This window comes from Serratia rubidaea, assembly GCF_016026735.1.
Lineage (GTDB): Bacteria > Pseudomonadota > Gammaproteobacteria > Enterobacterales > Enterobacteriaceae > Serratia_B > Serratia_B rubidaea.
The window spans coordinates 295,911-309,264 of sequence record NZ_CP065640.1; the positions used below are offsets into that span (position 1 = coordinate 295,911).

12 protein-coding genes are annotated in these 13,354 nt (G+C 59.5%); 11 read left to right on the top strand and 1 reads right to left on the bottom strand.

The genetic code is table 11. From position 1 onward, the window contains the following. Nucleotides 1-222 precede the first annotated feature (222 nt). The 5 genes from I6G83_RS01365 (at nucleotide 223) to proX (ending at nucleotide 6,487) form a co-directional block, all read left to right on the top strand. Nucleotides 223-1,815 carry an ATP-binding protein gene (locus tag I6G83_RS01365; RefSeq protein ID WP_015673509.1) on the top strand — a complete coding sequence of 531 codons (1,593 nt, stop codon included), beginning with the start codon at nucleotides 223-225 and terminating at the stop codon, nucleotides 1,813-1,815. A gap of 21 nt (nucleotides 1,816-1,836) precedes the next feature. Beyond that, the gene (locus tag I6G83_RS01370; protein WP_015673510.1) at nucleotides 1,837-2,523 is read left to right on the top strand and encodes a response regulator; all 687 of its coding nucleotides are present in this window, start codon (nucleotides 1,837-1,839) and stop codon (nucleotides 2,521-2,523) included. A 470-nt stretch (nucleotides 2,524-2,993) separates the two neighbouring features. After that, nucleotides 2,994-4,196: a glycine betaine/L-proline ABC transporter ATP-binding protein ProV gene (proV, locus tag I6G83_RS01375; RefSeq protein ID WP_015673511.1), complete on the top strand. Its 1,203-nt coding sequence runs from the start codon at nucleotides 2,994-2,996 to the stop codon at nucleotides 4,194-4,196. Then, complete coding sequence (gene proW / locus I6G83_RS01380; protein WP_062779209.1) at nucleotides 4,189-5,415, top strand: glycine betaine/L-proline ABC transporter permease ProW; 1,227 nt, start codon at nucleotides 4,189-4,191, stop codon at nucleotides 5,413-5,415. Before proV ends, proW begins: the two co-directional genes overlap by 8 nt. Before the next feature lie 67 nt (nucleotides 5,416-5,482). After that, entirely contained in the window at nucleotides 5,483-6,487 is a 1,005-nt protein-coding gene (proX, locus tag I6G83_RS01385; RefSeq protein WP_015673513.1) for a glycine betaine/L-proline ABC transporter substrate-binding protein ProX, read from the top strand. A 40-nt stretch (nucleotides 6,488-6,527) separates the two neighbouring features. Here proX and I6G83_RS01390 read toward each other — a convergent pair whose 3' ends face one another. Next, on the bottom strand, nucleotides 6,528-7,409 hold the full coding sequence (locus tag I6G83_RS01390; protein ID WP_054307420.1) for a LysR family transcriptional regulator: 882 nt from the start codon (nucleotides 7,407-7,409) through the stop codon (nucleotides 6,528-6,530). A 104-nt stretch (nucleotides 7,410-7,513) separates the two neighbouring features. Here I6G83_RS01390 and I6G83_RS01395 point away from each other — a divergent pair, with 104 nt between their 5' ends. From I6G83_RS01395 to emrA, 6 genes are all read left to right on the top strand, one after another. Beyond that, nucleotides 7,514-8,716, top strand: a complete 1,203-nt coding sequence (locus I6G83_RS01395; protein WP_015673515.1) for an MFS transporter — start codon at nucleotides 7,514-7,516, stop codon at nucleotides 8,714-8,716. 114 nt (nucleotides 8,717-8,830) lie between these two features. Continuing rightward, the gene (locus I6G83_RS01400) at nucleotides 8,831-9,577 is read left to right on the top strand and encodes an AzlC family ABC transporter permease (RefSeq protein WP_054307421.1); all 747 of its coding nucleotides are present in this window, start codon (nucleotides 8,831-8,833) and stop codon (nucleotides 9,575-9,577) included. Continuing rightward, complete coding sequence (ygaH, locus tag I6G83_RS01405) at nucleotides 9,567-9,908, top strand: L-valine transporter subunit YgaH (protein WP_054307422.1); 342 nt, start codon at nucleotides 9,567-9,569, stop codon at nucleotides 9,906-9,908. The genes I6G83_RS01400 and ygaH overlap by 11 nt, the downstream gene beginning before the upstream one ends. A 173-nt stretch (nucleotides 9,909-10,081) precedes the next feature. Beyond that, entirely contained in the window at nucleotides 10,082-10,600 is a 519-nt protein-coding gene (mprA, locus tag I6G83_RS01410) for a transcriptional repressor MprA (protein ID WP_041412188.1), read from the top strand. A gap of 31 nt (nucleotides 10,601-10,631) precedes the next feature. Further along, a complete protein-coding gene (locus I6G83_RS01415) occupies nucleotides 10,632-12,083 on the top strand; it encodes an efflux transporter outer membrane subunit (RefSeq protein WP_015673519.1) in 1,452 nt (483 codons plus the stop codon). An 87-nt stretch (nucleotides 12,084-12,170) separates the two neighbouring features. After that, entirely contained in the window at nucleotides 12,171-13,343 is a 1,173-nt protein-coding gene (gene emrA, locus I6G83_RS01420; RefSeq protein ID WP_054307423.1) for a multidrug efflux MFS transporter periplasmic adaptor subunit EmrA, read from the top strand. Nucleotides 13,344-13,354 lie beyond the last annotated feature (11 nt).

Genomic DNA, 13,354 nt, shown 5'->3' on the forward strand with positions numbered 1-13,354 from the left:
GTTTCTATGGTGTTTATTCAGATTATGTCAAATACAGCGTGGTGTTAATGGTTTTAAAGATAATTTAATTTAAACTTTACTGAATTATAAACAATAGCGCCGAATTCACCACGGCAAGTATAAAGCGACGGCGACGATCACAACTTGATCGAACGCAATACGCCTTACGACGCATCTCGTGATAGGGTAAGCACCCAATCAGCTTCCCGAACGACGGCCGCCATGCGTAGAAAACTCTCATTTCAAATCAAACTGTTTCTGTGTCTGGTCGCGTTTTCCTGCCTGCTGCTGACGCTGATCGGCGCCTATACCTATTACCAGCTGGACGCCCAGCTGCACCGCGATCTGGGCGCGCGGGCGCAGGTGCAGGCCCGGGAAATCGCCCTGATCCCCTCGCTGTCGCAGGCGGTGCAGCGGCAGGATCCCCACGCCATCGCCGCCCTGCTGAAAAAGATCCGCGCCAGCAGCGACGCCAGTTATATTGTGATCGGCGATCGCCACGCGCGCCACCTGTATCATTCCGAATATCCCGGCCGTTACGGCACGGCAATGGTCGGCGGCGATAATAAAGAGGTGCTGGAAGGTAAAAGTATTATTTCTATTCGCAAAGGCGGCATCGGCATTTCATTACGCAGTAAAGCGCCGATCGTCGATGACAATAATCAGGTGATCGGTATTGTTTCGGTCGGCTACCTTAAATCACATATCGATAATTTAAATGCGCGCACCCTGACGCAAATTATCGGTTCGATTATTCTGCTGCTGATCGCGCTGTTTATTTTCTCCTGGCTGCTGTCTAAAAATCTTAAACGGCAGATGTTCTGGCTGGAGCCGCAGGATATCGCCCTGCTGGTGCGCCAACAAAAGGCGCTGCTGGAAGCCATTTATGAAGGGGTGATCGCCATCGATCCCCAGCAGAAGATCATCACCATCAACCACGCCGCGCGCGAGCTGCTGGATCTGCGTCAGCCGGCCGGCAGCCTGATGGGACGCGATATCGCCGAGGTGATCCAGGCGCAGCCGGATTTCTTCAGCCCGGCGCAGCTCGCCCAGGATTGCCACGACGAAGTCTGCCGTTTTAACCACGTCCGGGTGATCGCCAACCGGGTGCGCATCATGCAGGACGATCGCCTGCAGGGCTGGGTCATCAGCTTCCGCGATAAAAATGACATCAATACGCTGAGCAGCCAGCTCAGCCAGGTGAAGCGCTACGCCGACAGCCTGCGCATCATGCGCCACGAGCAGCTTAACTGGACCGCCACCCTCGCCGGGCTGCTGCATATGCAGCGCTATGATGAAGCAATACGCTACGTCGAGGCCCAGTCGGAAGGCGCGCAGGAGATCCTCGACTTTATTTCGCAGCGTTTCAGTTCCGCCGCGCTGTGCGGCCTGCTGCTGGGCAAATACGCCGGCGCGCGGGAGAAAGGCGTAGAACTGCGTTTCGACCCCGCCTGCCAGCTGCGCCAGATACCGGCCGCGCTGAATGAAACCGAACTGATGTCGATTATCGGCAACCTGCTGGATAACGCGGTGGAAGCAACCCTGCATTGCGCTGCGCCGCACGACGCGGTAGAACTCTATATCAACGATAACGGCAATGAGCTGGTGATTGAGGTCGCCGACCACGGCAGCGGCATCGCGGCGCAGATACGCGAGACGCTGTTTGACCAGGGCGTATCCACCAAACCGCACGGCGATCACGGCATCGGCCTGCACCTGGTCGCCAGCTATGTCGCCCAGGCGCACGGCAGTATCGAAGTGTCGGACAATGAGCCGCACGGCGCCATTTTTTCCCTGTTTATCCCCAAGCATTGATAACGAACGGGCACCCGAAGCATGCAACCTGAAGCACTGGACGTTTTGATCGTCGAAGATGAACCGCAGCTGGCAACGCTGCATGCAGAGTTTATCGAAAAGAATTTTAACCTGCGCGTCGTCGCCTATGCCGCCACCCTGAGCGAGGCGCGGGCCAAGGTCAACGCGCAGCGGCCGCGCCTGATCCTGCTGGACAATTACCTGCCGGACGGGCAAGGCATTGATCTGATGGAAGAGCCAGCGGTTAAAAACCCCGGCTGCTCGGTGATCTTTATCACCGCCGCCAGCGATATGCACACCTGCAGCCAGGCCATTCGCAACGGCGCCTTTGATTACATTATCAAACCGCTGTCGTATAAACGGCTGCGCAACTCGCTGGAGCGTTTTATGCAGTTTGTGCAGACCCAGCGCACCTTTAAAGTGATCGACCAGAGCAACGTCGACGCCCTGTACAACCTGCAGTCCAAGCAGTTCTCCACCGAGCCGAGCGCCAAGGGCATTGAACCCAATACGCTGGAACTGGTGCAGGCTCTGTTTCTGCGCCGGCCGGATTACGCCCATGCGGTCGAAGATATCGTCGAACAGGCCGGCATCAGCAAAACCACCGCGCGCCGCTATCTGGAGTACTGCGTCAGTACGCAGTTCGTCCGGGTTGAGATGGTGTACGGCAATATCGGCCATCCCAGACGTTTGTACCGCAAGGCGTAACCTGACATCAGGCTGTCACAGTCGCCGGTTACACTGCCCCGGCGATATCCCCTCGATGTCGACGTCTGTTGTTGAATACTGATGAATTTCACCCGGCCATCCGCCGGGTTTTTTATTATTTCCGCCGAGCGGAAATTTACCCACCGCGCCGCCAGTCTGCACGAAAAAATAGCCTGAATGCAGGCCAGTTTTTTCCTGATAAATATCGCCCCCCCTTCTTCCGCAGGCTGCGGATATTTATAATAAAATTCGCCCTCTGCAGTGGAATATTTTGCCATCACCGCCAATAATTTTAATCATTGGCAATTTTACCATAGCCAAGATAATGCCTGATGTAAACCGCCGCTCCAGGCATTTATAACATTGAGACTTGTCTCAAATGCTCACTGTGTTAGGGTATGAAGCACTATTATTTTTGTATTAGGAAGTTCTTTATCGTTTGAAATAAACCAGAGGAAACAGCACATTGCATGTCAATTAAAATAGAAGTCAAGAATCTATATAAAATATTCGGCGAACATCCGGATCGCGCATTTAAGCTGATAGACAAAGGGTTCAGCAAAGACCAGTTGTTTGAAAAAACCGGACTTTCACTTGGCGTGAAAAATGCCAATCTGGCCATTGAAGAAGGCGAAATCTTCGTCATCATGGGGCTTTCCGGCTCAGGGAAGTCAACCCTGGTACGCCTTCTCAATCGTCTGATCACCCCGACCCGCGGCGAAGTACGCATCGACGGCGAAGATATTGCAAAAATATCGGAGTCTGCGCTGCGCACGGTACGCAGAAATAAAATCAGCATGGTGTTCCAGTCATTTGCTCTGATGCCGCACCTGAATGTCATCAATAATACGGCCTTCGGCATGGAACTGGCCGGTATTCCGCTGCAGGAGCGGCAGCAAAAAGCGCTGGAGGCGCTGCGCCAGGTCGGGCTGGAAAATTATGCCCACTCCTACCCGGATGAACTGTCCGGCGGTATGCGCCAGCGCGTCGGCCTGGCCCGCGCCATGGCGAATAATCCGGATATATTACTGATGGACGAAGCCTTCTCGGCGCTCGATCCGTTAATTCGCACCGAGATGCAGGATGAGCTGGTGAAATTGCAGGCCAAACATCAGCGCACCATCGTCTTTATTTCCCACGATCTGGATGAAGCCATGCGCATTGGCGATCGCATCGCCATTATGCAGGGCGGCGAAGTGATTCAGGTCGGCACGCCGGATGAAATTCTCAATAATCCGGCCAACGACTATGTCCGTACCTTCTTCCGCGGCGTCGATATCAGCCACGTCTTCAGCGCGAAAGATATCGCCCAGCGCCGTCCGGTCACCCTGATTCGCAAGACCCCCGGTTTCGGCCCGCGTTCGGCGCTGCGTCTGCTGCGCGACGAAGACCGCGGCTATGGCTATGTGCTCGACCGCGGACAGAAGTTTGTCGGCGTGGTGTCGATAGATTCTCTGGAAAAAGCGCTGGAGGCCAATCAGAGCCTCGATGACGCGCTGCTGGAGGCTCCGGCGCCGGTCGCCGCCGATATGCCGCTCAGCGAACTGATTTCGCTGGTGGCGCAGGCGCCCTGCGCCGTACCGGTTATCGATGACGAGCACACCTATATCGGAATCATCTCCAAAGCCATGCTGCTGCAGGCTTTAGATAAAGAGGGCCCAGCGAATGAGTGATGATAAAAACCAGGATCCATGGGCAAACGCCTCTGAACAGCCGGACGCCCCGGCGCAAAACGCACCGGCTCATGACGCGCCGGCACACAATCCCCCGGCGCATGACGCCCCCGCAGGCGGCAGCGGCGATCCCTGGTCAACCGGCGGCTCCGCCGGCGATGCGCCCGCCCAGGCGCCGGCCGGCCACGGCGCCGACGCCTGGTCCGCCAACCCGCCGCCCGCCGCGCACGATGCCGGGCAGCAGGCCGCTCAGGGCGGTGCGGACTGGCTGAACAGCGCACCGGCCCAGCCGGAGCATTTCAACCTGCTTGACCCGTTCCACAAGGCCTGGGTGCCGTTCGACTCCTGGGTCACGCAGGGCATCGACTGGCTGGTGCTGCATTTCCGCCCGCTGTTTCAGGGCATCCGCGTGCCGGTCGATTTTATCCTGAGCGGTTTCCAACAGCTGCTGCTGGGCATGCCGGCGCCGATCGCCATTATCCTGTTCTCGCTGATCGCCTGGCAGCTGTCCGGCCTCGGCATGGGCGCCGCCACGCTGGTGTCGCTGATCGCCATCGGCGCAATCGGCGCCTGGTCGCAGGCGATGGTCACGCTGGCGCTGGTGCTGACGGCGCTGTTCTTCTGCATCGTTATCGGCCTGCCGCTGGGTATCTGGCTGGCGCGCAGTAGGCACGCCGCCAAAATCATCCGGCCGCTGCTCGACGCCATGCAGACCACGCCGGCGTTCGTCTATCTGGTGCCGATCGTCATGCTGTTCGGCATCGGTAACGTGCCGGGCGTAGTGGTGACCATTATCTTCGCCCTGCCGCCGATCGTGCGCCTGACGATCCTCGGGATCAATCAGGTGCCGGAAGATCTGATCGAGGCGGCGGAGTCATTCGGCTCCAGCCCGCGCCAGCTGCTGTTCAAAGTACAGCTACCGCTGGCGATGCCGACCATTATGGCCGGGGTTAACCAGACGCTGATGCTGGCCCTGTCGATGGTGGTGATCGCCTCGATGATCGCCGTCGGCGGTCTGGGGCAGATGGTGCTGCGCGGCATCGGCCGCCTCGATATGGGCCTGGCCGCCGTCGGCGGCGTCGGCATCGTGATTCTGGCCATCATCCTCGATCGCCTCACCCAGTCGCTGGGGCGCGACAGCCGCAGCAAAAGCGCGGGCCGCTGGTATACCCACGGCCCCGTCGGTCTGCTAACCCGGCCCTTTATGAAAAAAGCCTGAGAAGTTTTCCCGCCGGCAGCGTTCCGGCGGGCCACCACGCCACAACATCAAACACAGAGGAAAGACTATGCGCACTACAGGAATCTGGGCTATCGCCCTTACCACACTGATTGGTTCACAGGTTGCTTCCGCTGCTGATTTGCCAGGAAAAGGTATCTCGGTACAACCGGTGCAGAGCACCATTTCAGAAGAGACCTTCCAGACCCTGCTGGTCAGCAAGGCGCTGGAAAAACTGGGCTACGACGTTAAACCACCGCGTGAAGTCGACTACAACGTCGCCTATACCTCGATCGCCTCCGGCGACGCCACCTTCCTCGCCGTCAACTGGGATCCGCTGCACGCTGACCAATACAAGGCCGCCGGCGGCGATGCCAAGTTCTACCGCGAAGGGGTGTACGTCAGCGGCGCCGCACAGGGTTACCTGATCGACAAGAAAACCGCCGACAAGTACCACATCACCAATGTCGAGCAGCTGAAAGATCCGAAAATCGCCAAGCTGTTCGACACCAACGGCGACGGCAAGGCCGATATGACCGGCTGTACGCCGGGCTGGGGCTGCGAAGCGGTGATTAACCACCATCTTGGCGCCTACGGCCTGGAAAAAACCGTGACGCACAACCAGGGCAACTACGCGGCGATGATCGCCGACACCATCACCCGCTTCAAGGAAGGCAAGCCGATCCTGTACTACACCTGGACGCCGTACTGGGTAAGCGACGTGCTGGTGCCGGGGCGCGATGTGGTCTGGCTGCAGGTGCCGTTCTCCTCCCTGCCGGGCGAACAGAAGAACGTCGACACCAAACTGCCTAACGGCGCCAACTACGGCTTCCCAGTCAATACCATGCGCATTGCCGCCAACAAGCAGTGGGCAGAGAAGAACCCGGCGGCCGCCAAGCTGTTCGCCACCATGAAACTGCCGATTGCCGATATCAACGCCCAAAACCTGCGTATGCACGAAGGCCAGGCGTCTGAAGCCGATATCGAAAATCACGTTAACGGCTGGATCAAGGCGCACCAGGCGACCTTTGACGGCTGGGTGAAAACCGCCGAACAGGCCGCCGCGAAGAAGTAACCCCTCCCCACGGCCCTCTCCCCGACGGGAGGGCCGCTTCCTACGCCTCCGCCGGCCCCAGGCCGCTAAACTGTAAAAAGCGTTCCGCCGCCCGGGACAACGGCTGCTGCCAGGCGCAGTACACCTGCCGCCGCGGGCCATCCTTAATCGGCACCGCCACCAGACCGCTCAGGCGCAGCGCGGTGGAAACCGGCACGATGCCGGTCGCCAGGCCGCTGCGCACCAGATTCTCCAGCCATTCAATATGGTCGATTTCAAAGCTGACGTGCCGCCTGACGCCGGCGGCCTGAAAGGCGCGATCGGTCTGCCGCCGGGCGCCGGTGCCGCTGTAAAAGTCCACCAGCGGCACCTCCGCCAGCGCCTGCAGCGTCACCTGCCGGCTGCCGGCCAACGCATGACGGGGCGATACCAGCGCCACCAGCGGCTCATCGCTCAGCAGGCGGTGCGAGACCGGCAGCATATCTTTGTCTCCCGGCCAGAGGCCGACAAACGCCACGTCGGTCTGCTGCTGACGGATGTTCTCCAGCAGCAGCTCGCTGATGCCGACGTACAGGCGAATATTGACCGCCGGATGGTGGCGATGAAACGCAGCCAGCTTTTCCGTCAGATCTATCGCATTCAGTGTTGAGATGGTGCCAATCGTCAGCGTGCCGGACAGCGTGCCGCTGGCCGACACCACCTCATCCACCAGCGTCTGGCGGGCCGACAGCAGCCGCTGCGCCGGCAGAATAAACGCGCGCCCGGCCGAGGTCAGCGACACCCGGCGCGACGTGCGCTCAAACAGCGCGCAGCCCAGCTCCTCCTCCAGTTTGGCAATCTGGTGGCTGAGGGCCGACTGGACGGTATGACAACGCTGGGCGGCGCGGGTAAAACTCTGTTCCTCCGCCACCGCCAGCGCATAGCGGATCTGTTTCAGGTTCATGGCATCTATCGCGAAATGAGATAAATAAAATGAAAATTATACATTGGATTTGTCAGCTTTCCTGCCCGATACTCTGCGCACTTTTTCCAGTTATCTGACATACGATGAAAACAACAACAGAACATCCGGGGCTCAGCCCGGCGCTGACCGCACTGATCGCCATCGCGACCGGTCTGGCCGTCGCCAGTAACTACTACGCCCAGCCGCTGCTGGAAACCATCGCCCATCAGTTTAACCTGTCGGTGAATCAGGCCGGCTTTATCGTCACCGCTGCCCAGTTGGGCTATGCCGTCGGCCTGCTGTTCCTGGTGCCGCTCGGCGATATGTTCGAACGGCGCGGCCTGATCGTCTTTATGACGCTGCTGGCCGCCGGCGGCATGCTGATCACCGCCACCTCCAGCACGCTGGCGGTGATGATCCTCGGCACCGCGCTCACCGGGCTGTTTTCCGTGGTGGCGCAAATTCTGGTGCCGCTGGCGGCGACGCTGGCGCATCCGGAAAAGCGCGGTAAAACCGTCGGCATCATTATGAGCGGCCTGCTGCTCGGTATTCTGCTGGCGCGCACCGTTGCCGGCGCGCTGGCCTCCATCGGCGGCTGGCGCACCATTTACTGGGTTGCCAGCGCGCTGATGATCGTGATGGCGCTGATCCTGTGGCGCGCGCTGCCGCGCTATAAACAGCACAGCGGGCTGAATTACCCGCAGCTGCTGAAGTCGATCTTCGTACTGTTCGGCACCACGCCGCTGCTGCGCACCCGCGCCCTGCTCGGCGCACTGTCATTTGCCAATTTCAGCGTGCTGTGGACGTCGATGGCGTTTCTGCTGGCCGCGCCGCCGTTCGGCTATTCCGAGGGGGTTATCGGTCTGTTCGGCCTGGTCGGCGCCGCCGGCGCGCTGGCCGCCTCCCACGCCGGTCAGCAGACCGATAAAGGCCGGGCCGGGTTCACCACCAGCGCCGGCCTGATCCTGCTGCTGTTATCCTGGATACCCATCGCTTTGGCTAAACAATCACTGTGGGCACTATTAATCGGCATCATTATTCTGGATCTGGCGGTGCAGGCGGTGCACGTCACCAACCAGAGCGTGATTTACCGCGTGATGCCCGACGCGCGCAACCGTCTGACCGCCGGCTATATGACCAGCTATTTTATCGGCGGCGCGCTGGGGTCGCTGCTGTCGGCCTCCGCCTATCAACATGCGGGCTGGTACGGCGTTGCCGCCGTCGGGGTCGCGCTGTGCGTCGTCAGCCTGTTGATCTGGTGGCGCGGCCAGCGGCACGACCCGCAGTGGCAGTCAAAATCTGATTAGCAAGAAAACAATAACGAGTGAAATTTATTAGCGGCACAGGGTATAAACATTACTCACTCTCTGGTAATGTTCTGGAGATAAACTATTGGTCTCCTATTCTGTGCCGCCGACAACATGCAAAGCCAAGCTTCCGAGAACCTGACGCCTTCCGCCGTACGTTCTACTTTCGCCAATGGCATTTTTGACAGCCTGCCGATCGTTATCGGCTACCTGCCGGTGGCGTTCGCCTTTGGCCTCAGCGCCGTAAAGCTGGGGTTCTCGCCGCTGGAAAGCCTGTTTTTCTCCTGCATCATCTATGCCGGCGCCAGCCAGTTTGTTATCACCGCGCTGCTCAGCGCCGGGATGTCGCTGTGGGTCTCCGCCCTGACGGTGATGGCGATGGATATCCGCCATATTCTCTACGGGCCGGCGCTGCGCCACCGCATTAACGCCCGCCTGTCGCCAGGAAAAACCGCCCTGTGGGCGTTCGGCCTGACCGATGAGGTGTTCGCCGCCGCCAGCGCCAGACTGATCCGCGACCGCCGCAGCTGGAGCGAGAACTGGATGCTTGGCATCGCGCTCAGCTCATGGCTCTCCTGGGTGGCGGGCACGGCGCTAGGCGCCCTGTTCGGCAATGGCCCGCTGGAGCAGTTCCCGGTTATCGAAGCCTCCCTCTCCTTTATGCTGCCCGCGCTGTTTCTCAGCTTCCTGCTGGCCGCCTTCACCCGCCCGCAAAGCGCGATCGTCGCCGCGTCACTGGCCGGCGCGCTGCTGGGGCTGCTGTGTTTTTCCATTCCGGCGGCGATTCTCTGCGGCATCGGCGCCGGCTGCCTGGCGGCGCTGTTAACGCCGGCGACAGCGGAGAACGTCGATGAACGCTGATGTGTTGCTTATCGGTCTGGTGGTGGGCTGCGCGAATTATCTGTTCCGTTATCTGCCCCTGCGGCTCGCCCCGGCGCGCCAGCGGCCGGGCATGCCGCGCGGCAAAATCGCCCTGCTGCTCGACAGTATCGGCATCGCCTCCATCTGCGCGCTGCTGGTGGTTTCCAGCACCCCGGAGGTGATGCGCGATCACGCCAGACTCGTGCCGACGCTGGCCGGTTTTACCGCCTTGGCGCTGTGCTTCTACCGCACAAAAAGCATTATTTACGCTACGCTGATAGGCGCGCTGGCGTTTGGCATTACTTTAAAAACACTTATTATTTTGGGTTAAGGGAGTGGGCCATGATGTGCGCCCCCTCACATAACCATACGCAATGTGGCGATTAATGGCGCAATCACGGCGAATGAATGACACAAATTGTTAAATTATTCACCAAGCTGAAGATTTACATTATTAATCACTGTCGTTACTATACCAAACGTAATTAATGAGGCCCCCAAATGATGGAAAACTCGTTTACTCCCATAGAACACATGTTGAATTTCCGCGCCAAACGTCAGAAGGACTTTCCCTATCAGGAAATTCTGCTGACGCGGCTGTGCATGCATATGCAGAGCAAGCTGCTGGAAAATCGCAACAAAATGCTGAAGGCCCAAGGGATAAACGAAACATTGTTTATGGCGCTGATTACGCTGGATGCGCAGGAAAACCACAGCATTCAGCCTTCGGAGCTCAGCTCCGCACTCGGCTCTTCGCGCACCAATGCGACGCGCATCGCCGATGAGCTGGAAAAACGCGGGTGGATTGAACGTAAGGAAAGCGACAACGACCGCCGCTGTCTGCATCTGCACTTGACGCCAAAAGGCACAGAATTCCTGGCGCAACTGCTGCCGCCGCAGCACAAATGTCTGCATTTCCTTTGGTCCACACTCAATGACGACGAGCAACGCCAGCTGGAACAGCTGACGCGCAAGCTACTGGCACGTCTGGATCAAATGGAAGTCACAGAACAGTTATCCTAATTCTTCATTATCTGTTCAGGTAACCAAATTTATGCGATCCCCATTAAATTGGAGACTCACCCCGCTGTTCGCCGTTTTGCTGCTGGCAGGGTGCGCCTCTACCGATAATATAGCTCCGCAGTCTACCCTGATGGATCCGCAAAACCTGCAGCTGGCGCAGCCGAAGGTCAGCTCGCTGGCCATCAGCCCGCAGTGGTGGCGCGCCCTCAACGACCCGCAGCTCGATAGCCTGATGACTCAGGCGCTGCAAAACTCGCCGTCGCTCAAGCAGGCCGCCGCACGCGTGCGTGAGGCGCGCAGCGTGATGGGCGAAGCCAGCGCCGCCAACGGCCCGAACCTGGACCTCAACGCCGGCACCACCCGCCAGCGCACCCCGCAGAACGTCAACTCCGGCCTGGGCTATCCCCAAAAGCCCATATACTCCAGCTCCAACTCGCTCGGCCTGAACCTGGCCTATGAATTTGACTGGTGGGGCAAGTACCGCAATCAGGTCAACGCCGCCAAGGCGCAGGTTGACGCCGCGCGCGCCGAGCAGGAACAGGCGGCGCTGACGCTGACCAGCTCCGTGGCCTCGGCCTACTACCTGCTGCAGAACTACTACGCGCAGGAAACGCTGCTGCAACAGGAAGTGACGAACAACGACCGCCTGACGCAGCTGCGCCAGCGGCAATATCAGGCCGGGATGACCGGCGTCGACGTACCGCAACAGACCAAAGCGCAGTCCGACGCAGCCAAACAGCAGATTCTGCAGCTGCAGTCGCAGATCGAGCAGTTAAAACACCAGCTGGCAGCCTTGAGCGGCCAGGGGCCGAATGCGATGCAGCATTTACGTCCGGTGAAACTGCCGGCCGATTCACTGCTGGCGCCGAAAGGCGAACTGACCGCCGACCTGCTGGGTAAACGCCCGGACATCGCGGCCCAGCGTCAGCTGGTGGAATCCTATAACCAGCGAGTCGCCGCGGCCCGTAAAGAGTTTTACCCGAGTCTGTCGATTTCCGCCTTTGCCGGCCTGACCACCACCAACGTCGGCGGCACCAGCCCGAACCTGTTCGAAGCCGCCAGCCAGGCGTGGAATATCGCCCCGGCGATTTCGCTGCCGATCTTCCACGCCGGCGCGCTGCGCAGCAAGCTGGGTGAAGAGTCCGCCCTCTACGATCAGGCGGTGGAATCCTACAACCAGACCATCCTCAATGCGCTGCAGGAAACCGCTGACGCCATTACGGTTCAGCAAAGCACCGCCCAGCAGCTGCAGCAGGCCTCCTCGGCCTCGCAGTCTATGCAGCAGGTTTATCAGGTCGCCAACGCCCGTTACCGGGCAGGGATTATCGGGCGTGACGATCTGTTATCCAGTCAGACGCAGCTGATCCAGCAGCAGCTGACTGAGCTCAGCGCCAGCAGCAATATGATGCAGGCGAAGATAGGGTTGATCCGCGCACTGGGCGGCGGCTATCAGGCCCCGGCGGTCGCGGATAAAAAAGCATAATAACGCTAGCCAAAATAATTAAAGCGGTCTCACGGCGGCCGGCGTGCGTCGTCGCCTGAACCAGCAAGGAAAAACGTGGAGAAAACCATGAGCACAAATGCGGAGACACAAACCCCGCAGCAACCGACAGGCAAAAAGAAACAGCGTAAATTTTGGCTGCTTCTGCTGACGGTGATTTTTATTGTTATTGGGGTGGCTTATTTAGCGTACTGGTTCCTGGTGCTGCGTCATCATCAGGAAACCGACGATGCCTACGTGGCGGGCAACCAGGTGCAGATTATGTCCCAGGTCGGCGGCAGCGTAACGCGCATCAATTTTGATAATACCGACTACGTCAAACAGGGCGACGTGCTGCTGACGCTGGACCCGACCGATGCCGAACAGGCGTTCGAGCGGGCGAAAACCGGGCTGGCCAACAGCGTGCGCCAGACCCACCAGCTGATCATCAACAGCAAGCAATATCAGGCCAATATCGCCCTGCGCAAATCTGATCTGAGCAAGGCGGAGAACGACCTCAAGCGCCGCGTGGTGCTGGGCAGCGTCGACGCTATCGGTCGTGAAGAGCTGCAACACGCACGCGACGCCGTCGCCAGCGCCAAAGCCGCGCTGGAAGTGGCCGTGCAGCAATACAACGCCAACCAGGCGATGGTGCTCAATACGCCGCTGGAACAGCAGCCGGCAGTACAACAGGCCGCCGCGCAGATGCGCGACGCCTGGCTGGCGCTGCAGCGTACCCGCGTGGTCAGCCCGATCACCGGCTATGTCTCACGCCGCAGCGTGCAGGTCGGCGCGCAAATCGCCGCCGGTTCGCCGCTGATGGCGGTGGTGCCGGCCGATCACGTCTGGGTCGACGCCAACTTTAAAGAAACGCAGATCGCCAATATGCGCATCGGCCAGCCGGCGACCGTGGTCAGCGATGTCTACGGCGATGACGTGGTGTACCACGGCAAAGTGGTCGGCATCGATATGGGCACCGGCAGCGCCTTCTCCCTGCTGCCGGCGCAGAACGCCACCGGCAACTGGATTAAAGTGGTGCAGCGCCTGCCGGTACGTATCGAACTGGACGCCAAGCAGATTACCGATCATCCGCTGCGCATCGGTCTGTCTACGCTGGTGAACGTCGATACCAGCGACCTCAACGGCCGTATGCTGGCCAACGTGGTCAACGACAAGCCGCGCTATCAGAGCGATGCGCTGACGCTGCAGCTGGCGCCGGTCAACCAGATGATCGCCGATGTTATCCATGCTAACGCCGGTTAAGCGAGCGGGAG